Origin of the sequence: Herpetosiphon giganteus, assembly GCF_016907925.1 — a bacterium.
Taxonomy (GTDB): Bacteria; Chloroflexota; Chloroflexia; order Chloroflexales; family Herpetosiphonaceae; genus Herpetosiphon; species Herpetosiphon giganteus.
Map to the genome: position 1 here is coordinate 19,841 of NZ_JAFBCZ010000011.1, position 24,630 is coordinate 44,470.

Sequence of the window (24,630 nt, forward strand, 5' to 3'; positions counted from 1 at the left end):
CCATGGCTCATGGATTTTGGATTATCAAACAAGCAGAAGTACCGATTGTCCTCAACTTAAACGATCAGTCGGTCAATTGGAAATATCGCATGGAACAAAACCGCTGGCAGCCGCCAATCCCAGACCGCAATCCAGGCAGTGGCGAGCCATATCTCGATACCGCCGAATCCTTTGAGGTTGCCATTGGCGGCGTTGATGAAGATGAAGTGAGCGTCAATCTAAATGCCCTGCAAGCGATCCTCGACGATGCTGCTGATTTCAATGATGGGATGAGCAGCACACCCGTGATCTGGCGCGAGCAGATCAACAATGGCGTAGCCTACGATGCGCTGATGGCATCGGTTGAGCCAGCGCGCTTTGGGATTACGCTCACCAGTAATTTTCTCGTCGATACCAATAACCGCTTTTACCGCAATGTGAAGGTGGAATTTCCGCGCCGCCCGATTCTATGCAACAGCATCGTCGTGAATTCAAATAGTCCAAGTGGTGATGCTGATGCGATGCTGTCGAATCTTAGCTTCGCCATCGCAGCCGATATCGCTAGTCCCGCAAGTCTTGACTTGGCGTTGAGCAGCTTGCCCACCGCCGCTGTCATGCCGACGATTCCGGCGGGGACGGTGGTCATTGGCCCAAATGGTAGCTTATTTCCATTCAACGCCGCGCCCTTGGCCACGGGCACAGGCTATAGTTCGGTTGCTGATGCCGCGAATAATGCGCCCATGGGAGCTGTGATGCGCTATACCCCGCCCAGCACAAGCGAGGTGGTGCATACCACCAAGCAATCCATCAATCAAACCAAACGCTGCTTAGTGTTTGCCAAAGTGCGCAACAATTCTGTGAGTGCAGGCTTTAGCATTCGGCCCATTGCCACGACCCTCGGTGGGCAGTTGATCTATGGCCGCTATACCCATATCGATGAAGCCAGTGGCACGTCACCGCGCATCGTCAGCCTTGGTATCCTCAGTTCGCCCAGTGCGATGGCGCAGCTGCACGTCGGCATTACCGCAACCGCGACGGGCCTTGGCACACTCGATATTGCGGACATCTTTCTTGTCGCTCTCGATCAAGGCCGCACGGCGATTATTCCCTATGGCGCAGTGACACGGCCTAATAACAATCAAGGCACGCTTTCAATCAATGACAACTACCTCAGCGCTGACACACCAAATCTCAGCTATGCACAAGCCGCAGCAGGGCCGCTCGATGTATTCAGCGAAGGCGATGCACGGATTTTCCTGAAGGGTCGAATTCATGAGCTGCAAATCCTGACGACCAACGGCACGTCATGGAAGATCATGCCCAGCGGCAGCGGGGCAGCTCCGCAGGTCACGGCCACATTGAAACGCCGCACGGCCTCATTGATTCCACGCTAAGGAGAGAGAGGAAAAACAGCGATGATGAAAATCTATGATTATACGATTAGCCTGCTGAATCCGGCCACCAACACCATGGTGGCCAACCTCAGCAAACGCGCGTTCGATATTGATGTCTCCATCGATGCGCTCACGTTCCGCATGCGTGCCTTGGCCGATGAGTCAGCCGTGTACCTTGATAATCCGCCAGCCCTGCACACGATTGTGCGCCGCAGCGATGGCAAGCGGTTTGTGTTTCGCTTAAACACGCCAGCACTCGAAGCCAACAATATCCTGTTATTTGAATGCTTTAACCTGATTGCCTGCCTTGACGATGATGAGGCCTGTGTGCAATGGTCAACGATGGATGATGCCAACTGGCTTCCCGTCGGCAAAGAGCGCGTCAGTAATCGGGCTGAGGAACTGCACGAGTTTGGCAGCGAATACCCATCAATCTATCCCAAGAAGGATGAGCGCTTTAGTGTTGGGTTTATTGGCAGTAAAGCCCTGCAAGTGCCGAGCGGGGCAACCCGCAAGCAACGGATCATGCAGTGCGATTTCGAGTTTCGCGCGCCAACCAACTGGACGGGCGTGCTTCAGCGTAGCGATGCCAACTTTGGCTTTCTGGCGCGCATTCTCACGATCACCGGCAGTGGCGCAGGCGCGGGCACCATCGTCAACGGCGCATTGTGCGAGGCATTCAGCGATACCGATATTATCAGCATGGATATGTGGTATGACGCGGCATTAGCCCTCTATGCAGGCGAAACGGGCGATATCTATTTTCGGATCAAAAACTGGCGCGTCGCTGCATCCAGTGCCAACATGGTCAATACCGTCACCACGACCGCTGCAATCACCGCTGGCGCAAACCGTGTTGTCACGCTCGCCTCGATGGCGAATGTGTATGTTGGTCAACGGCTCGTGTTTGAGTCTACGACCTCCGCAACCGGCGCAGTCAACAGCGAAAGCGTGGTGGTCAAGAGCAAAACCGCGACCACCTTCATTGCTGACTTTGCCAAGAATCACGCAATCGGCAGCACCGTCAAAGGCATTGTGATTACCGATAAGGAAATCATTGAAGATGCACTGGCCAACCTGCGCACGCTGAATCCAAACTGTGGCTTGTCCGCTGCTAAAATGCTGATTGTGAATAGCGGCGAAGATCAAGAGGAACGCACATGGATCAATGAGAGCTATCGCAAGCTGCTCGATGATTTAGCCGTTGATACCGACTATGTGTATGGTGTGGATCGGGAGGGACGGTTATATTATCGGCCACGTGGCACGTATGCGCGAGCGTGGGCTTCGAGCCGCACCAAAATCACCATGAAGCGGCCACTTGATAAGCTCTATAACAGCATTCGGGCGGCCTATCAATCCGCCAAGGGCGTACTGGTGCAAACGGCCTATAGCACGAATGCCGTGTCAACGTTGCTGTATGGCATTACCCGCCGAAAAACCGTCAAGGTCGATACGACCAACGCGGCACTGGCAGGAGCGGCCCGCACCTATGCCCTGAACGATAGCAAGAATCGCAATGCGCAAATTGATGTGGTGCCGCAGCGCCTTACCGATATGTCAGGCGGCGTGTATCCGCTCGATGAAATTGAGCCAGGCGATACCATCACCATCACCGACTTGCCCGCTTCCTTCAGCGAGGCCAACCTGCGCAAGTTCATTGTGGCCGAGCAATCCATTGATGCCAGCGCAGGCACGGGCACGATTACCCCGCAGGAACCCATTCCCACGGTTGAGCACTATTTGGCCAACCTGACCGATATTGGCCCCGCCCAAGACACCCGCCGCATTCGCTAAGTCCAGCTGCTAAAGCAACATCGCCGATCCTTTACGGATCGGCGATCGCCACTATTGGGCAGTAGCCTATGGGGACGGATTAAGCACCGCATGGATAAGGTCGAGGAGCTTGGTTAGGTCAAAGGGTTTGGCCAGAAAGGCGTGATAGGGACCATCGATAAACGAAATCCGGGTTCCCCCACTCATCAGAATCATCGGTGGTGCGATAATACCAGGGAGGGTGGCAATCCGACGACATAGCGTCATGCCATCCATCCCGGGCATCATAATGTCAATAAAAATCAGGTCGGGTCGCTGGTTGTGATAGAGGTCTAAGGCGTGCTGGCCCGTTGCGGCGGTCTGTACCAGATAGCCCTCTTCCATCAACATATCTTCAAACAATTCCCGGATTGCGGGTTCATCATCAACAACAAGAATGAAGATAGGCATCGCTGATCGGTCCTTGGCGCATGCAATCAACAGCCCTGCTGCGCACGCCGAGCGCATACGGCGGAGCAGGCACACCCGTCGCTTAGTCCGAACAGAACGAAGCAACGCAACGATGGGGCATCGAACGCAGAGCAAGAACGACTCCATGAAGCAGCACGAAATCAGTACTGCGCGACATGATCCACACGATGGTTAGAAACCCCGCGAAGAGTTGACGGTTGACACGTGTTGTTGGTTAAACAGCGTGGGCATCGCCAGAAGGTGGTTGCTTGGCTATGGCCACATTCCCAACATGCATAGCAACTGCCCGCTTCATCGGTTGCTTGTTCAATCAGTTGTCCATGCTGGGTATTTCGCTCAACCGTCCACAGGATATGGTAGTGCGCATTCAAGACGGTGGCGGTTTGAATGCGTGGGTCGGCCACGACCATGCGATCGATCAACGCAATTAAGTAATCCGCCGATTCGCCGTACTCGGGAATATAGTAGGTAATCGTCTCGCGGCGGCGATACTGAACCCATGCATAGGGCTTGCCTTCTTTGGCCGCATTCATTGCCGTTCGAACCGCATTCATCTCGGGATCAGTAAAATCACTGCTATTCATAATATTAAATGAGCGCATACACATCTTCCTGTCGTCAATCGATGGATAATACGTCCTCGCTCAGCCCGCTTTTATCTTCTAATTTTCTCAAGTTAATCATCTTTGCTTCATTCTCATAAAACACACCACTAATCTTATTTGATATTTCCTGCTCATCCGCTTTCTTCCATGAATATAATACCTCCACTGTATATGTTCTTTCATCTTTATCAATAAGACTAGCACACCGACCGCAAAGCCAAATACCATTTGTTATAGTGCTACGTTCTGCTGGTGTCATGCTCGAATTGTACCGAGCAGACTTTGGTTTTCCACCCCGAATATGTGCTCCTTCACCTGTTATAACGGCGCGTACATCTTCTGCATGAGGCCCAACTGTATGTGCTTTACAACGTGGATTTGAACATATATAGCCAGCTCGTTCTGCAAGCTTCTTGACTGTGGGTTGGGTAAACTCATTCGGATCGCGTTTGGCCATAAATCCTCCTACAAGTTGGCTCATTTTAGACGAAGTAAGGGTGTGTGATTAGGGTTTGATAGTTACCAAAGCACCAGAAAATGGTAACTTGGTACGGCTATATCTCACCATCTGGAGAGCAAGTGATTATTACCCATATCTTTGATTTCTACCAAGAGCATGGGCTTAGTGATGGATATATGAAACGGCTTCGTGATGGCACACGTAAACAACATAAGGGATGGACTTACGATCCAACACTAGAGACACTATAAATAAATCTGTACAAACTGTATCCCATCTCATAAGATTAAAGCCTCTATATTATCATAGTAACAATGGAGGCACTCTACATGGCACCAACGATTTATGGGGAACGGTGGGAAATTATCAAGAGTTTAGGAGAAGGAGGCCAAGGATTAGTTTTTCGCGTAAAAGATTTGAAGGGAGGAGGCGATATCGAATATGTACTAAAACGGCTGAAAAATAATAACCGGATCGAACGATTTAGGCAAGAAGTTGAAGCAGTCCGTTTATTGCAGCATACTAATATCGTCTCGCTGGTAGACTTTGATCTAGAAGCACCTAAGGCTTATATGGTTTTTGAATACTGTACCGGTGGCGATCTAACACAAGCAAGATCTATATGGGAAGGTGACGCGGTTAAGGCACTAAAGGTTTTCTATGAAATTTGCGAGGGAATTGCCTATGCCCATAAGCATAACATTTTCCATCGTGACATCAAACCACAAAATATCTTCTTTCGAACCCCTAATGGGCCTCCAGTAATCGGTGATTTTGGTATTTGCTATATAGATGATAATGGCGCTCGTCTAACAATAACTGAAGAAGCTGTTGGGCCTCGCTCCTATATGGCACCAGAACTAGAAGATGGTCGTGCAAATACCATATCAGGTAAAAGTGATGTTTATTCTCTTGGAAAACTACTTTATTGGATGTTATCTAATAAAATATTTTCTCGTGAGAAACATAGAGAAGTACAATGGGATTTAAAAGGAATTAATAACGATAAATTATTAGGTTGGAATAACATCTACATGGAACATGTCAATAATTTATTGGATTTAATGATTCAAGATGAACCAGATAAAAGATATTCTATTAATAGTATTATTGTCCTATTGAAACAAACTATCCGACTTATTGAAAAGGAATTTACCCCAATTTCAAAGAATATAAAACATCCATGCACTTATTGTGGTTCTGGATATTATATAGTTAAAACGACAGATAAAAATTCTTCTTCAAATTTTGCTTTAAATTTTGGATTCAAGATAGTAGGTGATCCAGCATGGAAAATACTTGTATGCAATAATTGTGCACATATACAACTGTTTCGTCTAGATTTCTTACCGCCTGACAACGAATGGGAAAAATAAAGTAAATTAAAATATTACAAATATTGCCATATATTAATTATATATCTTCGTAATATTCATAAATATATCATTTTTTATAGAAGATTACGAAGATATATAATATAAGGATTAGAAATTATAAAAATAAAATTCATGGCTTCTGCTCAATCCATTCATCTATTTGTGGATTATATTCAATAGCAAGACCATTATCAAATACATAATATTCTTGGAGAGTATCATATGAATGACCTCTCCAGTTTAATATCCACTCAGCTCGTGCTAAAAGATTTCCATGCTTCCAAGATGATTTTACGCTTAGCGTTCGGATTCGTGCATCACTTCGATAAAGATGTACATAGATATATTCTGGTACTTGTTCATCTCCATATTCTCCTTCTAATCCATATTTTTTAACTTTATATGTCTTAAGGATTTCAATTGCATGGGCAATGATCTGCTGAATAAATTCTCTCCGAATCGGAAGCCACTTTCTAAGTACTATAGAAACAAAAAGACGATGAGAAAGATGATTACTGGCATTCTTTAAGTGACGTAAGGTATATTCTGATCTTTGATTTTCAACTCCAAAGTTCAAATCTGTATCAAAAAGAATATCATTATAAATAGCAGTAGTTAGATAAAGACAATTTCTTACTGAAAAATCATTTGTATCCTGCTCATCAGTCCACAATAATGATGGTTGTATTATCTCCAATAAACAATTTTCAACTAGCTCTTTATTTCTCATCGCTGTTCGCAATCTTTCCATCTTGAGAAAAAGGATTGAGTCTATTCCGGTGCCACAATCAAATGATATACCTACGCGATCATACGCAGTACCACTATATAAATGAATAAACCATCCAAGATGTACTCCTTCAAACATCATTGCATTACGGGAACGTGTCGTAATCTTTGTTGCAACAAGAAGTTGTTTTATTCCATCTCCTAAATCGTTTTCTGTAAAGTTCAATATCTCAAAATCTTTGTAAGATGCCATTGCTTCGATAACCATTCCTCGAAGGCCTAGCGGAAGATTCTCAATTCCATTTTCATCAATAAGATCCTCGTTTTCTGCTATAAATAGAATTATCGCTATAAGAAGAGAATGACATGTATTTACAAGATTATCAAATAAAACAGCGAACTCCCTAGAACGCATAACCTTTGTGTTTTCTTTTTCTATATAGTGAATCTCGTTCAGTCCAAAATCAATAGTCCCATGAGCAAGAGCATTTCTAACCACTTGGTTGTAACCTTCAGTAAAATTTAAATTATTATCATTAAGAAGCTTTACGCGCTCAGGTAATGAAGGTTTGGTATAATCTTTGTTTTTTTCTTGACCAAGAATATAAAGTGGTATTTTGATGAAGTGATTGAAGATATGTTCGCAGTATCGCTGATATTCAGGATGCCAGATAGATTCGAAGTCTAGGATATCTCTAGGTATTCCCAACTCAAGGTGTTCTTCCTTCTCCCAACTGACATTTGGCCTTAGAAGTGATTTAATAGCATGAGATAACTCTCTTTTTAGTTTTATGAGTCCATCAATAGTAGTTTGAGGATTCTCATTAAGATACGCTTTACAGTCTAAAATAATTTGCTTATTAAAGTATACAAGAGGGCGTACAGTAGCAAACTTATAAAGTGCGTCTGTCCACATGCTAAGACCAAGTTGATCGGTATATTCGTCAAAAACCTCAGCAATTTGTTGCGCTCTAAGTGCATGCTGGAGTCCAGCAATGGGATGATTTTGAGTCACATCAAGAAGAGTGCGCGAAACTTCTGAAGGAAGATGCACTGGTGAACTCTCGGAACTCTGCTGCAACTGCTGAGCTTTTTGGTGTTTACGTGCACGCTTGCTTTTTTTATGACTCATTATCTTTATCTCCGATAAGTCTTTAGCCAATGAAGTTTCTCAACTTACGACAACGGAATTATTGATCTCCACCAATTTAGGATTGTATGACGTACTATATACTCGAATGTATTGAGTAAAATTGGAGTATCTTTGGCTAACCAGACTGCGCCTTTAGTGCTCATTGCAAGTCCTAATGGAATTTCAGCATAGTTTCCATCATGTTTCCTAGGAGGCATACACATAGGCGCAGGAAAGGGAGTACCTCCATGCAATGCTTGAGATCGATACTTATACACAATCTTCATTGTTTTTTTCATTGCTGAATGCTCCCAAGACAGTTGAGTAAACAAACTTGGTCGCGGCTCGGGAGGTGCTGGCAAAAAATAGAGAATGAAATCTATAAACGTTTTAGTCGCGCCCATATAAGGAGCAATTTCTTCAGCAACTTTGATCACTAGTTCTTCACCCCCTGCTTCCATAAGAATATTGACTAATTCTGGTCTAGATAGTTTAAGTTTATCAACTGGTGTTACTAACTCATTTTTCCAAAAGCCCGCTACAGTTTCGATAGCTGATGTCAGCATGATCCATGACAGTTCTGATTCCGTTTCAGCAATCCATAATGCATCCTGATAGAGTCTGGCTGCCCGAATAAGCGTAATTGCTTGCTGGGATGTTAGCATTGGTATAGTTGTAAGTAATTTAGCATCTTCTAATGAATGCTCTCCTACTATATTAGGTATAACTGGTGAACGTTCACTTTCTTCAATTATTGGTACAACTGGGTCGTAGGAAGCCTTGTATGCTATAGGACGACCAATAAGATCATCAGATTCAAACTCTCGTGTTTCTCCACCAGCCTTTAGACGAATTCCCATACACAATGATACTAGAGCGGTAATCTCATCTTGAAAATAACCAGAGTGATAGGCATCAATATTTGTTTTATTCATATCAGGAAGAGGCTCATTAATATGAATATCTGTTCTTAATATAATACTCGGTCGTGTAGCTTTAGATCTACCAATAGCTATTGTATTTATCAACTTATAGGGACCAATTCCATCAGTTAATTGAGAGGTAATATGTGCATCAGTAAATAGCGGAAATTCAAATCCTCCAGTTTTAGGAAAATTAGAAAGCGCATATTTCCAATTTCGGTAGGATATTGGGCCTGTTATGAGTGGTAGGTTATTATCTGACAATTAATTCTCCTTTATAAAATATACTCACAAGCTTATGACAATATAAATATTGATGGAAATAACTTAGACAAAATTAACTTCATAGACTCAGTAGATAGAGAAAGTTTTGCATACCAAGATAGGTTATGCCCCATCAGTAACCCATATCGTTGTAGATATTAAGCGTGTTCGTTATTCCTCGGTAGTTTGGAGCGATTTCCAACGCGTATAGTGCTCTTGATCGTATGGATACTGAAACGTCGGATTAGCCTCAATTCCCCAAAGTAGATACCGAATGGTTTCCGCACGATCACGCGTTTTATACATAATTTGAGCATCGGGCCATGGCGCAGTTGCTGGCTCAGCGTATACATCAATCGTATACCACCCTTGCCACCCAGTAATACAAACTGGGGCGTGATCGGGGTATGCTTCGCGACGAAACGTTAAAGTCGTCATGCTTTTTCCAACAAGTAATGGCGTTGGATAGGGGATGGCCACGAGATCGGCAAGCAGATCAAGATACATGATATAGACGGCTCGATAGGGATCATCAGGTTCAGACGTGCTTACTAACAATGTTAATTCTTCAATAATCGTGCGGTTTTTGGTATTTCGATAGTGATGGAGTTCCATCGATGCTCCTCGCTCCTATTCAGACTATTGGCAATCAAAAGTATAGCAGCATGCTGTATTGGTGTATAGGATGTCTAGTAGATTCAGTTACTCCATTCCTTATGCGATGATATTCTCAAACCACGCCGCTCGCAAAAAGCGATGCGGTTGCTGGATTCGTTGGCCTTGCTTCGTGTACTGCGTTGTCCAGATCGGCGCAAGTACCCCCGATTCGCGCACATCGTCAATCGTGGCAATCAGCAGCTGACTCCCAGGCCAGCCGATTTCCCATGCATCAAGCACGGCCCGTTTGCGGCGTTCGGTTGGCACGGTAAAGGCAATCAGCGGCCAGCTATAGCGCCCTTCCCAATAGCGTGATCGATATAATTCACGATACGAGTTGGCTTTGCCCGTAATAATGCTCAATTCCTCGGTGCCCCGATCGATTTCAATCGCAGAGAGTTGATCAATCTGCCCTGGTTGTTGGCCAAGACCGAGCCACGGATACATCGACGAGCGCTCGCAATCAGGCAGCGTTGCATCAGCCCAGCGACGCACGACCACAATCCCATCGGCACGGGGCCGCGCCGTTGGCCCTAGGTCCATCTCGATATAACTGCTCATCCCCACAATGCCAGGCACATACGACAGCGATTGAATCAAGCTGGTGATGACCTCTGCATATTCAATCTGGTGCTCGGCTTGGTGCTGCGGATTGAACATCGTGGGAGCCAGTCGTTCACTGCCTTCCTCCAGCGTCGGAAATGCCTGTTTCACGATCTCCCACCCGAGGGGCGTGAGACTATACAAGCGGCCATGGCGTGTCCAGCTCAGCGCCCCACGCGGATCATAGCCATGCGATTGAAAGTGCTCACAATAGGTCAGCAGTTTGGCATCGACGAGCTTGGCCAAGGTGCGATTAACGGTCTGAATCGTCACCGTAAACGGATGGCCCCATGCCGTGCCGAGGTGGCGAGAGAGTAAGCGCCCAATGCGGGCAATCAAGAGTAAGACCTGTATCTCGATCGGATTGAGACCAATTGTTGTGGAATGCGCCATGGAATATCCTCCTCAGCATAAAAAGGTGGCTGTGCAGCCTATTAAAGAATGTCGGCACGACCAAACGGCCAGTTTAGGCCATTCTGATGGGCTATAGATTTCTTGTCGGTTTGTGAGTGGTAGTAATACAGAAAGAACACGATATGAATACGGTTTGAACGCGTCCAACCTCCCCGTACCAAATGACGGCACGCAAAAAGATGGCGCGCTCACAAAAAAAAGCCGCGCTTCCTTCACGAAGCGCGGCTAACATTTGATTGCTAGTTTATGGTGATTGGGCTTGATTCGTGGCTTCTGGCGAACGGCATTAGAAATCCCGAAGATTAACCTTCACCCCAAACGCCAACAGGCCAGCTTGTGACTTGAATGCAGGTGTTTCAATGAATGATGCAGCTGCTTCAGCCATTTGTTCGGTATCAATGAAGGGTTGAATAACTTCTTTGCCTTGGGCCTCAATTTGATCTTCTAAGAGCTTCACCCGCTGGTTGGCCATGTTTACCATTTGGCGCGCCAATTCTTGTACGACAATGGCATAAGCTAGTGGCTTTGTATCAATGTCAACCGCAGCCGCTGGGCTTGGTTGGCCAATGGTAAGCATTGGTGGCAAGTCGGGCTGTGCAGGTGGCGTTTCAACCAGTGGTTGGCTGGCTAGCTCTTCGCTGGCATCAATAGGGCTGGCTGAAATGCCAGTAAATTCAGCGCTTGGCACCGCTTGATCACCAATAAGCAACATTGGGGGAATCTCTAGCTTTGGTTCGGGTTTTGGCGCTGGTGCAGCTGCTGGATTGGGCTTTGGTAGCGCTTGCTCTTTATGCGTGCTTACAATTTGCTTTGCTACCGCATGGGTAATCTTTTGACCCTGCTCGGCTAGAGTGATCGCTTCAGTTCTGGCATCTTCTGGTGTCGATGGGGCTGCCAATAAATATAACGCGCTCGGGGCAAATTCCGAAATTTTCGGATTTTGGCCGAATCGCTCGGCAACATTCATATAATTGCGGGCAGTATCAGCTGACCATTGAAATTCTGCATCAAGCCATTGCCCAAACTTGCCATGGCCCAAGCGTTCTTTCACATCGATCAGCCGCTCACCAATTTCGATGACGGCCTGCGCAGCGCTGCGCATGCGATCCCGAATTTCAACCGCTTTTTGCTGCACAATTACACGGGTTTCACTGTCAAGGGCATTGTAATCGAAGAGGGTTAATTGTGTGCTTGTCATGGTTTCACCGATCCTTTAGTAGTAAAAAATTCAGGTTTTTTATTCAAGCTCTTGGCAAGATTCGATGGGGTGATTGAAGTGCTTCGCATTGTCAAAGAGGTTAAGTCAACAATTGTTTCATAGGTTGTTATTCGACCGGTAAAGATCAATTGGTTGAGGTACTGCCCAATAATGGTAGCCATCTGTTGGTTAATCAAAAGCGACTGTCGATTATTGGCCATTGCATCTGCACAATCAGTCTGTTGTGGCTCAGCTGGTACTTTGATTAATTCAGGTGCCACTAAGGCCGGTGATGGCAGCGCATCGCATAAACTGCCAAGCGAACAACACCCTTCTACTGATCGGATGCTCTGCTTGCTTCCAATCAACACTTGCCCGCCGTGCTCGTGATTGCCCCCATCAATCCACAAATCAAATTTTGCTTCTAAGCTCTCATGGATTGCTTGCCGCGCTAACGCATTATCAACCGCACCAATAACAATCGTAAAAGGTCGTTGATCCCGCCATGTGCCACGGTGAAGTTGGTTGCCCATCGATCTATTGAGCATGGCCGGAACTGCATGAATTTTCAACCCAAAGGATTGATTGAACCTCGTGGCTAGCGCTAAGGCTTTGTTTCTTCCAATCTCAGCTGGAGCGAAGAGTTGACGGCCAATATTTTTTGGCTCAATCACATCACCATCAACAATTGATGTAAGAATGTTGATACTACTGTGTTGGCAATGTACCATCAATCGCGCTACGGTTTGAAGCACAAACGATCCCGTTCCCCCAGCCCCAACGATAACGATATGAAAACGGGAATGATTCCCTATCACAAAGGGAGAAACAGGCTCAAAAGTCAACGTCTGCATACGCTTTTTCCTCTCGCTGCGCAATATCGATAAATGGGCCGTTCCCATCAAAAATTGTTGTAATTGGGACAACTTGATGATGCCCATAGACGTTCAGCCGGCAGATGATTTCGGGGTTTTTGAAAATATTCCCGATAACACAAGATACTGATAAGCCTGTATCATCGGCGTTATCAGTTGGCGAAAAATAAGCAGGCATTCCATGGTGGCTATGAATATCGACAAGAACAGGATCGCTGGGCATTTCATACGCAATATGATGAATCGTGCTGGTTTGGCGGGCTGGGATCAAGCGAATGGTCGTATGCTGGGTGGTGATAAAGTATTGCTTCTCTATAGGCCGAGCAATCCCATGTTCGATGCGTGCAGCCTGTTGCGCATCATTCAACAGCAGCGATAGCCATGAGCTTGGCAAGCGCTGATGACAGCCCTTCCAAGACACTGATGGCAGGATACCGACAAGGCCGGGGATGGGTATCGATTGTAATGATGTTTGAATAATGATTTGCTGGTTGGCATTGCAACCACATTTAAAGACACCGTTTAAAGCAATCAGCCAGGTAATACCTGGCTGATTGGGGATTGGGTTCTGCCCAGTTGCAATATGATAGTTATTGAGGTTAGGAAGCATTCCATGCTCCTTTGATGACATCACCAACGGTTCGTGATGAAAGCCGTAAATCATCAAGAGGATAGGAATCCAAGCCATTGATCTGATAATAGAGATTGGTAATATTGCCTGCTGCTCTATTACTTTTACTGCCTGCTAAATGAGTATTGAACCGAGATCCTGTGAGAAAAAGGTCAAGCATTGGCATTATCGTCGATTGGCTGGCTATTGCCCGTTCATCACTATCACCCCAGCAAATTCCCCCATCGGTTGTATAGACATTTGGGAACGGGGCATAAGCTAATAGGGTCTCTTCTGATGGATATTCAAGCGTATTCAATGCCCAGATCGTATAGTCTCGCTTCCAACCGCTCCATATAAGCGGTGGGGTTGGTATGTGAAACGTCCCCCCAGATGCCCAATCATCAAATGATAGCTTGATAACCCGTGGTGGCACATAGATACAGTAATACGGTGATCCTTGAGCGATTCCATAGGCGAGGGTATTGGGTGGCAACAGGCCTGTTGATGAAGGAACATTACTCAATACCTGCGCTACATCAGCTGCATCAATGGGATATGATGACCAGCCTACTTTTGTTCGCTGCGTCAGAATGATGCAGTTTTCAAAAAAGTCGAGTTGCAGCTTTGGCGGGGTATCAAAAATCACTTCACGCGGGTAGGGTCGCGGCTTCTGTTTCATAGAATAACTCCATTAATGTAGTTGGCTCAGTAGAAGGATGATTCGCTAATACCACCGCTGCCGCGCCATAGATATGCACAAAAATATCGATGGTGGCTGATTCATTCCCATTTAAAAACTCGCTGAATGCCTCAAATTGATCAGCTAAATCACACCCAAACTTTTGCCGTTCAATAATCAATCCAACGGCTTCAGGATTAAGCCAATCAATATACATTGTGAAGCCCCCATCTTCATCAACTTCAGCCATGGCATAATCGGCAAATTCATTGCCGGTTATCCGTAAGGCAAATGGGATCAGCAATCCTAAATTGAATCCATGAATAGGGCTTTGGCTCAGGATGAAAAGAAACTCTTGCATATACCGCGCAAGCCGTGAAGGAAGCACTGGTATTTGCTTTAAGCCAGCAATGACATCAAACCCATCCTGCAACGCCAGTTCAAAATCACCTTCATGGGTTGCCAATGCAGTTTTCATGAATGGATATCGTAATATCCATGTTGCCAGATGATAATCGGTAGCAATTTCATAAAAACTAATCGGGAGACCATAAACGGCCAGCGGTGTTTCGCTAAACCATTTCTTCGCAACCGAAAAGCGCAACTCAAGGCTATAGCTATCGTAGAGTTCATCTTCATCGGTCATATCAGGCTGCATTAATGATCGCCAATCAAGGAACTCATAAAATTCCATGCTTGTGTGAATCAACGTCTCAATTTGGTAGGCCATGCGCACAAAGTACCGTTTCCCTGCTGATAACTTCAGTTGCTCATGCTTTATTTCTTCAAAGTACTTTTTGTCATATAAAGCAGTTATGTATATCCCATTAAGTACATGTGACCACATATCAAGCAACGTTGTATCAAAGAATGCGCATGGCTCAAGCTCGCTGACCTTTACCAGCCGAGGGGAAGGGTTAATGCGAGATCGTCGTCGCTTACGGGTAATGCAGGGAGGTCGATAAGCTTCATACATAGCGCTAATCCTTCCAGATTATCTTTCTTTTCAATAACGCGATTGAAATGGGTATCAAACCCTTGATCAAACACTTCACCAACGGTAAGCATGCCATTGATAAGTTTGGCAAAGTTGGGGGGTAGCTCGGTCGTAAAATGATGCCAAGCTGGGGGCATGTCAGCTAATAGTGTGGCAAGGTCACTGGCTTTTGTCCCAACTTTTTTGACGAATTCAATAGTTTCATAATCTTCGCCATCGATGGTTCGCTTGCCCTTCGTTATTGAAGCACTGGCAACCGACGGATAGGTTGATGAGAGGTAGGCGCGAATTGCTTCAAGCTCCATTGCAATCGGTACCCGAAAATCGTTCCCTTCAACAATGATGATCTTTGTATCTACTGCCATGATTTGCTTCCTTTACTTATGCTTTATGATCAATGTGTGGCTCGTCCATCAATTCCGGCGAAATAAACCCTAGTGCCTCTTGCTGCTCAGGCGTTAGCCACTTGGCTATCAACCGAGGGCTTATATTGCGATTGATTAAAATATTGCGGGCCGCCGCTAGTTGGCCAGCCCGCAAATATTCCTGCACCTGAAGTTGTGTGCCTGCAAGGTTAATCAAGGTCATTCCTTAATCCCCACTTGCTTGTACATATGGGCAATAATACGTTCAGGGTACACAAAGCACTTCTTTTCCTGATCGTATTCAGCCCATACTTTGGGCATGCTGTACAAATAGCGGCCTAGCCCGAATGCCGAGCAGGCGCGTTTGAACGCTTGAGCTACGGCAACCGTCGCTTTATTGGGGTCAGTTTGCTCGGCTTCGCCAACATCTTCACGGGCAATGCCCATAATGTTCAGCTGGCAAATAACCGCGCCTGGGCCTAATGGTCGATAGCTAACGGCCCATTCACCACCAACCACCGCATCAAGCCTATCCTGATAGGCTCGGACTTCGGCATAAGCAATCGCTAAAGCACGAGTCTTATCCTTGGTCACAACAGTGGGCTTGATCTCGATAATATTCATGGGGAATGGGGCCTCAAGCTTGGGTTTGATAGTGGTGAATGAATGTGCCATAATGGTGTGAATCCTTTATGTTCAGCAACCGCACTACCTGCAAACTACTTAGGCGGTTGTCGTGGTCTTTCGGGGCCGGACGTGTTTAGCCACATTACGAAGGGCTTCTTCGTTCTCGGCTAGGGCTATCCAGCTTTGGACCTCAGGATCGCATTGGGCTGCCTGCAATGCAGCCCGATGCTCTTCAGCCTCTTGCTTACTAATCCGCTCGCGATATGCTTTAATGGCATCAATTAAGCTGGTAAATTCGCCGTCGGGGGTGAATAGCTTTGGCATGATTCCTCCACACGGTAATGTGGAATGCAATGCAATCCAACCACCGGAATATCATCAAATACCGAGCGAACGGCACTTGATAGTTGGCGTTGAATGATTAAGGCTTCCTCTTGGTCAAGGCGGCCAATTGCCAGCAAAACTTCTGTCTCACCATAATTCATGATTATTTTGTAACCGCTCATTCATAGGCCTCAGGGATAAATGTGAAGGTAGCCCAAGCATGATCAATTGGCGCTTGACTATCAAGGAAAGCCGTTTCAAACTTACCCTTCGTCCCCCCATGGGCATAAAAAGCTTTCTTCGCATCCATATAGGTATTGATGGCTTTGACCATCGCCTCATGCTTGGTTAGGTGATGAATTACCGCATCGCTGTAGGCAACAGCAGTGCGTACCGCCTCCGCATGGGTACTGCTATCAAAACCCGCACAATGAAGTAGGGGATAATGGCCGCCAATTCCAATATTGGCATTGACCAGTAGACCAAACCTTGGCACCCAAACCCCGTTGGTTTCAACTTCAATTTCCTCAAATTCGCCATAGGCCCCTGCTTCATCAAACACAATAATTGCCTTGGTGGTTACTTCTACTTCCATCGGTGATCTCCATAAAGCTGATGGCTGCCCAGCTGGGGCAGCCATCGCACTAGCGAATCTGATTCATCCCTTGGTCAATATCACCTTGGGTTATGGGTGGATAGTGTGGCTTTGGCTCAGGCCGCTTGGGTGATTCCGTTTGGGATGTTCGCAGCAGCGCCTTTGCCATATTGATACACATCACAATCACCACGGCCAACACTACCAGCCAAACTAGGTAGGCAACAAAAAGTAGGTATTCGGGGCCAATCAGCAAACACCACACGGCAAACCAAAAAACCACTGCACTAGAACCAGAGATTAATTGTTGCTTGGGGTGCTTGCTGAGCAGTGCTATTGCTATAGCGCTGGCAACTATGCCGAGCATCGGTATAAGGCTCCCAATCATTGATTTGGCTCCATAGGGTAGTTACGCTCGATGGATTCAAGTGCTGAAACCGCAACAGCAGCAACTTGAATCAGTTCTTTGCGAATATTTGCCATTGGTGCATTACGCCAATGGTATTCGTTGATTGCCTGGGCAACTTCCCCTACTTCTTCCATCAAAATCGATAGCCATTCAAGGGTGTGGTGATTTTGCTCACCCCATTTGTTATCTTGGGCTTGTCGTTCGGCTGCAATAGCGGCCAAAATATCTGCTTGGCTCATTAATCAAACCTCTATGCTGATTGAATCGATTGTGGGCAGGCCTACGTGATTTCCTGCCCGTTGATCGTGGTGCAACACTGGCAACGGCGCGGCAGTTTGCCGAGGTGGGGTTATCGCCCATAGCCTTGTGCCATTGGAATGCTGCGATCCTGCGCTGGTTGCGCACGATGTTCCACGACTGCGTATTCACTTGTTAAAGGGCTTCCTGCTTGCGAACATTGCCGCCGTTCCCAACAACAGCGGGTGAGCATCGATACATAACGAGTTGCGCCACGCTGGCGCTGGTGAGCAGGTTGTGGTCTGCTCAGGCCATGGCGGATTGGTTAGAGTTGTATCCGCCAGTTGTCGACGCGCTGGCTCGATTGAATTGGGCTGCCAGTGGTTATTTCAACGTGAGCGATGGCATCAATTTCGTTATAAAAGTTTTGAATGAACTGGCCTTGGAAAAACAGGCTGCCCCAATCGCTATCCCCAAAGAACAAGTGCCATTGATTACTATCGCAATCAACAATTTCAAACTCCATCGATCCTCCTATTGTGCTTGTTGACGTTCGGTTGCCGCTTACGCATGCGGCGCTGCACGCAGACATGCAGCCGATGTGGTGAGCAGGTAGGACTGCTCAGGCCTAGGCAGCTTGTTGATAGGCAGGGGCCGTTGAAGCTTGAAGCAGCAGCTTGTAGGCGGCTCGATGCCAACACAGCGTGCCTTTGGCAAACGCGGTACATTGGCAGCTATCATCGGCAATGTGGTAGATAATCGAAGGATTAGAGCGGCTACGAATAGTGAGGCTTGAGCCATCCCACGACCAGCCAGGCACGGCCAATTCGCAGAAGGCTTTGTTGATCGCGTTAAGTTGGACTTTGTTGCCAGCATAGAGTTGGCGTAGTTGGCCAACCAATTGCCCAATCACGAAATAGCTTGGGGCTTGGGTAATCGCCGGAGCTGAAGATGCAGCCGGCTCGCGCGTTAATTCATCAGCCAGATCTTCATGAAATTTGTGCGCTGGCTGCTCAGGGAAAGTCCGCGACAAAATCTCATACCGCAGATCGTTCAATTTGTTGATAGCAGCTGATTTGCTTGGAAAGTATCCGACCAATACGCCGCCGTTATGGGCCACATATTCATGGCCTACACTGCAATGGGTAACACCGGTTGCGCCCGCAACAGGGCTACAGCATTGGCAATAGCACACGGGTTGCTGTGGTTTGCTGGTTGGTTTTTTCTTAGCTGGTTTGATTGGTGCAGCTGGTGCAGCCGGGGTGGGATTAAGCTCTTGGACCACTTCGTCGGCGTAGCTAATCGCGTCTTGGATTAGCTCAGCAACAAAAACTTCGTAATAGCGGCTGCCAATGTGTTGAATGGTCATTTTGGGGGTTGAGAGAAATGCGCTCCAGCCATGGTTGTTGTGCTCAAGCCACAATGTAATGCCAGCAGCAGCATGGCTTAGGGTGGTCAATTCTCGACGTGTGGTTTCTTGAGGTTGCATATATTTCACTCCTGAAATTCATATCTGAAATATAAATCATATTTGAAATGATGTCAATAATGAATTACAGATATGAAACGCAAATTCCGAAATTTTCGGAATTTGCTGGAGTAGTATCCAAGGCAACAATAGGATTTAGACCATAAAAAAGCACCATGGGACGACTGGCTCCATGGTGCAAGGGATTAATCTAGGAAGGCCTATTGTTCAGCCATTTGTACATCATCAATATTCCATCGGCTATTCCCTTCATAGGTTACTTTACAAACCCATACAAATTCCACTTCAAGATTAAACGAGTTCCTTGCCTTGACTGTCGATTGGACATACCAAGTTAGATCGCCTTCCTGCACGGTTTGATAATCGAACCATGGAAAATCAGCGGTTGAGGGATGGGTAAGGCGTTGCTTGACTGCCTGCTTACAAACATCAATAGCGCCAGCCTCAGTTGCAATATCAGGAACCGCCGTAGCGGTTGGACGCGGTGTCACCGTTGGTAATTCTGCCGTCTCACCAATCGCTCCAAACTTCACAGCATCGATTCCCTCAAGCGTAAACCATAGCTCATTAATGTCTTGGGGAATATCAAAAGCAATCGCCCACTCTTCGCGTTCACCACGCTTAATCGTCTTCCCACCTAAATCGCCGATCGAGGTAACATTAAGGCGTTTGGCCGCTTGGTTGGAAGCATTCCGGTCTAATTCAATTGTTTTGGTATTTGTTCGTACCTTCAATTCTTGCTTCCCAATAAGGTGGTCATCGCCCTTGTTGGTTATCGTCCCATGCACAACCAGCCACTTACCAGTTGCCGCTTCGCTAAAATCATTCGCAATGCTGATATCGAGGATGGTAATTTCCCATTGGCCAATCGGATTACTTTGGCCAATCTCTGCTACGAATGGAGTTGCCGTTGGCGGAAGCGGAGTATTGGTTGGCACTGGAGTATTGGTTGGCCGAGCCTCTTCAGTCTGAGTCGCCGCAATTGCAATAGCTTCCTTCGTAGCATTGGCATTATCCTGCTCGACGGTCGCCGCAATCGCAACCGCCTCACTGGTTGCATTCGTATTGCTTTGCTGGGCGGTTGCGGTGACATTCGCAACTACAATGGCGGTAGCCGTTTGCTCAACCTGTAACTTTGAGCCTTGCCGATATGCCAAGCCCAAGCACGAACAAACAAATACGACACTTGCAATCGCAATCCACTTAATATTTTTGCGCCAGCCCGGCCTGTTTGGTGGTACTTGTTGCATAGAGGAATGCATCGGTGGTTGTGGGTATGACATAGCGTCTCCTAAACAAAGCGTTTCCTTCGATCAGGTTAGGTGCAATTCAGACCCATTTTTTGCATCGTGATGGAGTAGATTACGTCTTTAGGAGAATCTCTTATGAACAGGTAACTACAATCAATAAAGGGGTTATTTGAGGAGAATGCAGGAGGATAGCCAACCCCAACTCGAAGAATAGCCAAGCAGCGCCACTAAGCCCATAGCTATGAGCAAACCATGAGATCGATATTCTCTTTGTAGCTAAATGAAGCAGGTCTAGGATGCTGCAAGTTATTGTGGTAGTCAAGGGGATATTCAATTAATAAAAAAGCACCGTAAGCTGGTTAGCTCCACGGTGCTTTTTACCCCTTAACTATCCCTATGGAATAGATGGAGGATTCCATAGAATCACTAAATTAATAATTTCATGTAGTTTGGCAATATAACCAACAGCGCTTTGATGATTGAACCTTGCTAGTTGTTTCATATCTTTTAATACTGAACCTGGATGTATAGAGTTTCTAACCGTTTGAAGTATATCGACACCTAGTTTATTAGTACCTTGTACACATAGCTCTATTATTTCCTTACAGTCCTGAAATGAAAAGGTAGTCCCTATATATTGGGCTAGCACTGTACGATCAGCAAATTTAGGATTTCTAGGACCTAAATCACTTAATGGTTTTGGTACTTGCGGTAAAGCAATCAAGTATTCTAGTACATCCGTCCTCTGGATTGTTCCAAGCATAACACCTTCTAGAATAGCTCCCAACATTACAATACAAGCTTTAAATGATGTTCCTTTATAAGCATAGGCTGCTTGTTGAATATCATATAAAATAATATTTTTCATTTGATTGGGAATATTACTATTCTTAACAAGATTCTTCATCTCTCTAAATGCAGTAGTAATTTCTTGTTTAGGTGGAGGGCTAGGTTCAGGAATATCATCATCAAAAAAGGAATTATCTTCCACCTCGCCATCATTCGTCTCGCTACTAGCATTTTCGGTAGCGGTTGATGAATCACTACTAGCATTTTCGGTAGCGGTTGATGAATCACTACTAGCATTTGTATTCTCTTTTTCAGAAGAATTGGAATCCTTTGACAATGAACTATCATTAACTTCCTCTTTTTTTGGATTAGATGGGTATTCCTTTCGCAGTTTAGTCCACGTTGATGCAATAACTCGCATAATATCTATCTTGACATACTCTAGTAGCTTGAGATATCGAGGATCAGTTTGCTTTATTCTTTGTCTATTACTGGTAATAATGTCATCTTCATCATCGCTATCCATAAAATCTGCTTCAATTTCACCTATGATATACTGCCGATATAAACCCGCATCAGTTATATCTATTAAAATATCTTCTTGAATCATTTTACCATGAGCAAAAATAGATATGGTATGGTTGCTCGTTGGAATATCACTTGGACGATATACAGTACCAATCCAACCCTTAACAGTCATACCTGACATTCCATCTACTAGATTCGTAATTTCAAATGATTTCTTTAGTTTAGTAAAAAAATTAGCATATTTACTACTTTCTTCACCAAGATACCAAAGAAATTGTACTTTATTTAAATAATCACGATCATTATCATTAATTGGTGTATTATTAATAATTACAGAAAAATTACAATTATTATTGATAATTGTAAATCTCCGAGCAAGATCAGTTCTTAGAGTTTTCTCCGCATTTCCAATAGAAGATTTTATTTCTCGTAATATAATCTTTGTTCCTGATTCAATAGATAAAGCTTCTTGAGGAACCGACGATGGCCTATACAACGTTACATCGCTACTTATCCCTCTTTCTATATCGCCTTTATGAATTATAAATCCATGGGGTACTCCATCCTTACAAGAATAAACCTCAGCAATATTGGCTATACCAAATATTGCCAGTATACCGATCCCTTTCCTGCCCATAACATGCCGTCCACTTATAGTGTTAGCTGAATCTTCTCTCTTTTGATGCCCAATTCGTAAGAATTTAGTATTAGCATCCTCAATTGACATTCCTATACCATTATCTTGGATGACTATTTCATCTTGTCGTATATTAATAGATACCTCAGTTGCATCAGCATCCCAAGCATTAGCAACTAATTCAGATAAAACCGCAGGAATATTACTATAAAGACCTTCGCTTAAATGATTCAGTGTATTAAGACTAAATGATAATTCGTACCCGCTGTCGCTCATGTAAACCCTCCAAAAAACGCTTAATACTTTTTGCGATAACACGACCCAGTGCAACTGGAACCGCATTCCCTATTTGACGACTAACTGTCTTAAATTTCAGTTGGCCTTCAGGTGCAAATTGATAACTTCGAGGGAATGTCTGAAGTAAAGCAGCCTCACGGAGCGAAATAGCGCGATCCTGCTCTGGATGACCAAAGCGACCATTACCATATCCATTACATTGGGTAGTGATGGTAGGTGCTACTTTATCCCATTCCATTCGACCATAGACACTCCCATAACTCTCACCACTTTCCTTTTTATGACATTCTGCAATCAATTCTTCAGGCCAATCTGCCCAAGTACCGCCAGGTACAGAATGCTGAATACGGCGAAGGTTTATATCTTCTAGTCTGCTGGCTGCATGCATGCTATCACCCTCCCAGTGTCCGCCAGCAGTAATTGGTGGCAGAGAACCAATTACATCACGTACAGTTCGATAGTTCTCAGGAGTATGGGTTGGGGGGATAATCTTAATAACGCCCTGTTTAGCAGCAAACAAGACTAGTCGGTCACGTTGCTGCGGAATTCCATAATCAGGACAATGCACCACGCTATGCGAAACGTGATACCCTAATTGTTCAAGTGATTGAATAAAATTGTTAAAAACTTCCCCTCTATTGAATGTTCGAACCTCAGGAACATTTTCCATTGATATAATATCAGGCTCGATCTCTCGAATAAGGCGCGAAAATTCTGTGAGTAATTGCCACTTTGTTCCAGTACGACTCTTCTTCGTATATTGAGAAAAATCTTGGCAGGGGGCACACCCTACTAAGATTTTATGTTGATTATTGGGATAGAGGGCATTTAACTCTCTGCCATCAACTTCACTAATAGACTTTTCAATAAAACGAGTTCTATTATTTTGCTCATAGGCATACTTACAAGAAGGATCGTTATCAATCCCTGCCAGTACGCCAAAACCTTCAAGAATAAGCCCGTGGGTTAGCCCACCAACTCCACAGAATAGATCAATGACTGCGCCAACCATGCTAACCTCCACAAAGCATCAAGGGTGAATGGTACTATCGAGTACAGAGCATATCACAGAATGTGCTTCTCATCGAGGGGGATTTTAGCTACCTCCTTCATGGTACTCCCATAAACGTATAGATTTCATTAACTGCATTACTATGCTAGGTACAGTTTCTAGCACCATAAAGGCACTACCTAGGCTTGTTGTAATCTAATTTTCATGTTCAGGGATGACAAAAAATGGTATACTCGCTCAGACTTTTGCTTATGTACGGGGATAAGAGATGAAAAAGATAAACAATGGAACTTGGGCGTGCCTCATAATATTTATGTCATCCACCCTTTTTGAAATGTTAGATCAGCGAGTTTTTTTTACTGGAATAGCCTGTCTCCTTTTATTAATCCTGCTAGTTGAAGAAAAAGATTCTTTGGTAAAGCAAATCTTAGCTTATCTACGCGAACGTCTTAGCGATTCCGATCAAGCAAACTTTGTCCATAGCCTAACAACCGATCAAGGGAAGAAGGATCAAGCGCCTCCAGCTGCTGAATAAGTTTCAGCGCCTCAGAAACTTTATTATCCTTTTTTACATCTGCAATAAATTCATCTATTGCAGATGTTGTTTCTCGATTAATCCAAGAAATGGCTAGATTGCGTCCATCTTCTTCAGTAGCACTAGCATCAAGTAATAACTGGGCAATATGCTCGGCATTCCCCTTAACTGCTCTAACAACTGATAACAACAATGATCCTCTTGTATCAATCTCTCCTTTTTCTATTCTCATTATTTGAACATTGTTGGTTCCAGCCTCATGGGCAACGTCATCACGCGATAAGCCAATGGCTTCTCGTAGTGTCCAAAGATATGCGCCTGTTGCAATCATACTCATAGTCCCTAGTATATCGTGCCTAATTCAAAAATGAAATAATCATATTTGAATTTC

General features: G+C 45.2%; 28 protein-coding genes. 3 read left to right on the forward strand and 25 right to left on the reverse strand.

What is annotated here, in order from left to right:
• Positions 1-2: 2 nt before the first annotated feature.
• Positions 3-1,373 (forward strand): hypothetical protein, encoded by a 1,371-nt coding sequence (locus JOD20_RS11665; protein WP_204755433.1) that lies wholly within the window; start codon positions 3-5, stop codon positions 1,371-1,373.
• A gap of 21 nt (positions 1,374-1,394) precedes the next feature.
• Positions 1,395-3,170: a hypothetical protein gene (locus tag JOD20_RS11670; RefSeq protein WP_204755434.1), complete on the forward strand. Its 1,776-nt coding sequence runs from the start codon at positions 1,395-1,397 to the stop codon at positions 3,168-3,170.
• Positions 3,171-3,236: 66 nt separating this feature from the next.
• On the opposite strand, the gene JOD20_RS11675 is transcribed toward JOD20_RS11670, so the two are convergent.
• From JOD20_RS11675 to JOD20_RS11685, 3 genes are all read right to left on the reverse strand, one after another.
• On the reverse strand, positions 3,237-3,599 hold the full coding sequence (locus JOD20_RS11675) for a response regulator (RefSeq protein WP_204755435.1): 363 nt from the start codon (positions 3,597-3,599) through the stop codon (positions 3,237-3,239).
• A gap of 161 nt (positions 3,600-3,760) precedes the next feature.
• Positions 3,761-4,222, reverse strand: coding sequence for a hypothetical protein (locus tag JOD20_RS11680; protein ID WP_204755436.1), 462 nt, complete (start codon positions 4,220-4,222; stop codon positions 3,761-3,763).
• Between the two features lie 16 nt (positions 4,223-4,238).
• Positions 4,239-4,682: a hypothetical protein gene (locus tag JOD20_RS11685; protein WP_204755437.1), complete on the reverse strand. Its 444-nt coding sequence runs from the start codon at positions 4,680-4,682 to the stop codon at positions 4,239-4,241.
• Between the two features lie 332 nt (positions 4,683-5,014).
• Here JOD20_RS11685 and JOD20_RS11690 point away from each other — a divergent pair, with 332 nt between their 5' ends.
• Complete coding sequence (locus tag JOD20_RS11690) at positions 5,015-6,061, forward strand: serine/threonine-protein kinase (RefSeq protein ID WP_204755438.1); 1,047 nt, start codon at positions 5,015-5,017, stop codon at positions 6,059-6,061.
• A gap of 130 nt (positions 6,062-6,191) precedes the next feature.
• Here the strand turns inward: JOD20_RS11690 and JOD20_RS11695 are convergent, their stop codons facing one another.
• From JOD20_RS11695 to JOD20_RS11800, 22 genes are all read right to left on the reverse strand, one after another.
• Entirely contained in the window at positions 6,192-7,922 is a 1,731-nt protein-coding gene (locus JOD20_RS11695; RefSeq protein WP_204755439.1) for a hypothetical protein, read from the reverse strand.
• Between the two features lie 44 nt (positions 7,923-7,966).
• Positions 7,967-9,109, reverse strand: coding sequence for a hypothetical protein (locus JOD20_RS11700; protein ID WP_204755440.1), 1,143 nt, complete (start codon positions 9,107-9,109; stop codon positions 7,967-7,969).
• A 171-nt stretch (positions 9,110-9,280) separates the two neighbouring features.
• Complete coding sequence (locus tag JOD20_RS11705) at positions 9,281-9,724, reverse strand: hypothetical protein (RefSeq protein ID WP_204755441.1); 444 nt, start codon at positions 9,722-9,724, stop codon at positions 9,281-9,283.
• Between the two features lie 99 nt (positions 9,725-9,823).
• Positions 9,824-10,762 carry a replication-relaxation family protein gene (locus JOD20_RS11710; protein WP_204755442.1) on the reverse strand — a complete coding sequence of 313 codons (939 nt, stop codon included), beginning with the start codon at positions 10,760-10,762 and terminating at the stop codon, positions 9,824-9,826.
• A gap of 307 nt (positions 10,763-11,069) precedes the next feature.
• Entirely contained in the window at positions 11,070-11,981 is a 912-nt protein-coding gene (locus tag JOD20_RS11715) for a DUF3102 domain-containing protein (protein ID WP_204755443.1), read from the reverse strand.
• Positions 11,978-12,835, reverse strand: a complete 858-nt coding sequence (locus JOD20_RS11720; protein WP_164689209.1) for a PRTRC system ThiF family protein — start codon at positions 12,833-12,835, stop codon at positions 11,978-11,980. Before JOD20_RS11720 ends, JOD20_RS11715 begins: the two co-directional genes overlap by 4 nt.
• The gene (locus JOD20_RS11725; RefSeq protein ID WP_204755444.1) at positions 12,816-13,466 is read right to left on the reverse strand and encodes a Mov34/MPN/PAD-1 family protein; all 651 of its coding nucleotides are present in this window, start codon (positions 13,464-13,466) and stop codon (positions 12,816-12,818) included. The genes JOD20_RS11720 and JOD20_RS11725 overlap by 20 nt, the downstream gene beginning before the upstream one ends.
• On the reverse strand, positions 13,456-14,148 hold the full coding sequence (locus JOD20_RS11730; RefSeq protein ID WP_204755445.1) for a hypothetical protein: 693 nt from the start codon (positions 14,146-14,148) through the stop codon (positions 13,456-13,458). Before JOD20_RS11730 ends, JOD20_RS11725 begins: the two co-directional genes overlap by 11 nt.
• Positions 14,117-15,124, reverse strand: a complete 1,008-nt coding sequence (locus JOD20_RS11735; protein ID WP_204755446.1) for a hypothetical protein — start codon at positions 15,122-15,124, stop codon at positions 14,117-14,119. The genes JOD20_RS11730 and JOD20_RS11735 overlap by 32 nt, the downstream gene beginning before the upstream one ends.
• Positions 15,046-15,510 carry a hypothetical protein gene (locus JOD20_RS11740; RefSeq protein WP_204755447.1) on the reverse strand — a complete coding sequence of 155 codons (465 nt, stop codon included), beginning with the start codon at positions 15,508-15,510 and terminating at the stop codon, positions 15,046-15,048. The genes JOD20_RS11735 and JOD20_RS11740 overlap by 79 nt, the downstream gene beginning before the upstream one ends.
• 16 nt (positions 15,511-15,526) lie before the next feature.
• Positions 15,527-15,733 (reverse strand): hypothetical protein, encoded by a 207-nt coding sequence (locus JOD20_RS11745; RefSeq protein WP_204755448.1) that lies wholly within the window; start codon positions 15,731-15,733, stop codon positions 15,527-15,529.
• Complete coding sequence (locus JOD20_RS11750; RefSeq protein WP_204755449.1) at positions 15,730-16,185, reverse strand: hypothetical protein; 456 nt, start codon at positions 16,183-16,185, stop codon at positions 15,730-15,732. Before JOD20_RS11750 ends, JOD20_RS11745 begins: the two co-directional genes overlap by 4 nt.
• Before the next feature lie 48 nt (positions 16,186-16,233).
• A complete protein-coding gene (locus JOD20_RS11755; RefSeq protein ID WP_204755450.1) occupies positions 16,234-16,461 on the reverse strand; it encodes a hypothetical protein in 228 nt (75 codons plus the stop codon).
• Positions 16,462-16,639: 178 nt separating this feature from the next.
• On the reverse strand, positions 16,640-17,023 hold the full coding sequence (locus JOD20_RS11760) for a hypothetical protein (protein WP_204755451.1): 384 nt from the start codon (positions 17,021-17,023) through the stop codon (positions 16,640-16,642).
• An 82-nt stretch (positions 17,024-17,105) separates the two neighbouring features.
• Positions 17,106-17,444, reverse strand: a complete 339-nt coding sequence (locus tag JOD20_RS11765; protein WP_204755452.1) for a hypothetical protein — start codon at positions 17,442-17,444, stop codon at positions 17,106-17,108.
• Positions 17,441-17,704 (reverse strand): MazG-like family protein, encoded by a 264-nt coding sequence (locus tag JOD20_RS11770; RefSeq protein WP_204755453.1) that lies wholly within the window; start codon positions 17,702-17,704, stop codon positions 17,441-17,443. The genes JOD20_RS11765 and JOD20_RS11770 overlap by 4 nt, the downstream gene beginning before the upstream one ends.
• Positions 17,705-18,027: 323 nt before the next feature.
• Positions 18,028-18,228 carry a hypothetical protein gene (locus tag JOD20_RS11775; protein ID WP_204755454.1) on the reverse strand — a complete coding sequence of 67 codons (201 nt, stop codon included), beginning with the start codon at positions 18,226-18,228 and terminating at the stop codon, positions 18,028-18,030.
• A 102-nt stretch (positions 18,229-18,330) separates the two neighbouring features.
• Entirely contained in the window at positions 18,331-19,191 is an 861-nt protein-coding gene (locus JOD20_RS11780; RefSeq protein ID WP_204755455.1) for a hypothetical protein, read from the reverse strand.
• 200 nt (positions 19,192-19,391) lie between these two features.
• Entirely contained in the window at positions 19,392-20,441 is a 1,050-nt protein-coding gene (locus JOD20_RS11785) for a DUF4352 domain-containing protein (protein ID WP_204755456.1), read from the reverse strand.
• Between the two features lie 394 nt (positions 20,442-20,835).
• Positions 20,836-22,671 (reverse strand): ATP-binding protein, encoded by a 1,836-nt coding sequence (locus JOD20_RS11790; RefSeq protein WP_204755457.1) that lies wholly within the window; start codon positions 22,669-22,671, stop codon positions 20,836-20,838.
• Positions 22,640-23,704 (reverse strand): DNA cytosine methyltransferase, encoded by a 1,065-nt coding sequence (locus tag JOD20_RS11795; protein ID WP_204755458.1) that lies wholly within the window; start codon positions 23,702-23,704, stop codon positions 22,640-22,642. The genes JOD20_RS11790 and JOD20_RS11795 overlap by 32 nt, the downstream gene beginning before the upstream one ends.
• 449 nt (positions 23,705-24,153) lie before the next feature.
• Complete coding sequence (locus JOD20_RS11800) at positions 24,154-24,570, reverse strand: helix-turn-helix domain-containing protein (RefSeq protein ID WP_041303930.1); 417 nt, start codon at positions 24,568-24,570, stop codon at positions 24,154-24,156.
• Between the last annotated feature and the right edge of the window lie 60 nt (positions 24,571-24,630).

Coding starts and splice junctions, on each gene's coding strand:
- JOD20_RS11770 (WP_204755453.1), bottom strand. CDS start 17,704: ATGAGCCAAGCAGATATTTTGGCCGCTATTGCAGCCGAACGACAAGCC.
- JOD20_RS11745 (WP_204755448.1), bottom strand. CDS start 15,733: ATGACCTTGATTAACCTTGCAGGCACACAACTTCAGGTGCAGGAATAT.
- JOD20_RS11785 (WP_204755456.1), bottom strand. CDS start 20,441: ATGCAACAAGTACCACCAAACAGGCCGGGCTGGCGCAAAAATATTAAG.
- JOD20_RS11670 (WP_204755434.1), top strand. CDS start 1,395: ATGATGAAAATCTATGATTATACGATTAGCCTGCTGAATCCGGCCACC.
- JOD20_RS11740 (WP_204755447.1), bottom strand. CDS start 15,510: ATGGCAGTAGATACAAAGATCATCATTGTTGAAGGGAACGATTTTCGG.
- JOD20_RS11710 (WP_204755442.1), bottom strand. CDS start 10,762: ATGGCGCATTCCACAACAATTGGTCTCAATCCGATCGAGATACAGGTC.
- JOD20_RS11795 (WP_204755458.1), bottom strand. CDS start 23,704: ATGGTTGGCGCAGTCATTGATCTATTCTGTGGAGTTGGTGGGCTAACC.
- JOD20_RS11800 (WP_041303930.1), bottom strand. CDS start 24,570: ATGATTGCAACAGGCGCATATCTTTGGACACTACGAGAAGCCATTGGC.
- JOD20_RS11680 (WP_204755436.1), bottom strand. CDS start 4,222: ATGCGCTCATTTAATATTATGAATAGCAGTGATTTTACTGATCCCGAG.
- JOD20_RS11690 (WP_204755438.1), top strand. CDS start 5,015: ATGGCACCAACGATTTATGGGGAACGGTGGGAAATTATCAAGAGTTTA.
- JOD20_RS11755 (WP_204755450.1), bottom strand. CDS start 16,461: ATGCCAAAGCTATTCACCCCCGACGGCGAATTTACCAGCTTAATTGAT.
- JOD20_RS11725 (WP_204755444.1), bottom strand. CDS start 13,466: ATGCTTCCTAACCTCAATAACTATCATATTGCAACTGGGCAGAACCCA.
- JOD20_RS11730 (WP_204755445.1), bottom strand. CDS start 14,148: ATGAAACAGAAGCCGCGACCCTACCCGCGTGAAGTGATTTTTGATACC.
- JOD20_RS11750 (WP_204755449.1), bottom strand. CDS start 16,185: ATGGCACATTCATTCACCACTATCAAACCCAAGCTTGAGGCCCCATTC.
- JOD20_RS11685 (WP_204755437.1), bottom strand. CDS start 4,682: ATGGCCAAACGCGATCCGAATGAGTTTACCCAACCCACAGTCAAGAAG.
- JOD20_RS11695 (WP_204755439.1), bottom strand. CDS start 7,922: ATGAGTCATAAAAAAAGCAAGCGTGCACGTAAACACCAAAAAGCTCAG.
- JOD20_RS11735 (WP_204755446.1), bottom strand. CDS start 15,124: ATGTATGAAGCTTATCGACCTCCCTGCATTACCCGTAAGCGACGACGA.
- JOD20_RS11775 (WP_204755454.1), bottom strand. CDS start 18,228: ATGGAGTTTGAAATTGTTGATTGCGATAGTAATCAATGGCACTTGTTC.
- JOD20_RS11705 (WP_204755441.1), bottom strand. CDS start 9,724: ATGGAACTCCATCACTATCGAAATACCAAAAACCGCACGATTATTGAA.
- JOD20_RS11720 (WP_164689209.1), bottom strand. CDS start 12,835: ATGCAGACGTTGACTTTTGAGCCTGTTTCTCCCTTTGTGATAGGGAAT.
- JOD20_RS11675 (WP_204755435.1), bottom strand. CDS start 3,599: ATGCCTATCTTCATTCTTGTTGTTGATGATGAACCCGCAATCCGGGAA.
- JOD20_RS11715 (WP_204755443.1), bottom strand. CDS start 11,981: ATGACAAGCACACAATTAACCCTCTTCGATTACAATGCCCTTGACAGT.
- JOD20_RS11780 (WP_204755455.1), bottom strand. CDS start 19,191: ATGCAACCTCAAGAAACCACACGTCGAGAATTGACCACCCTAAGCCAT.
- JOD20_RS11790 (WP_204755457.1), bottom strand. CDS start 22,671: ATGAGCGACAGCGGGTACGAATTATCATTTAGTCTTAATACACTGAAT.
- JOD20_RS11665 (WP_204755433.1), top strand. CDS start 3: ATGGCTCATGGATTTTGGATTATCAAACAAGCAGAAGTACCGATTGTC.
- JOD20_RS11765 (WP_204755452.1), bottom strand. CDS start 17,444: ATGATTGGGAGCCTTATACCGATGCTCGGCATAGTTGCCAGCGCTATA.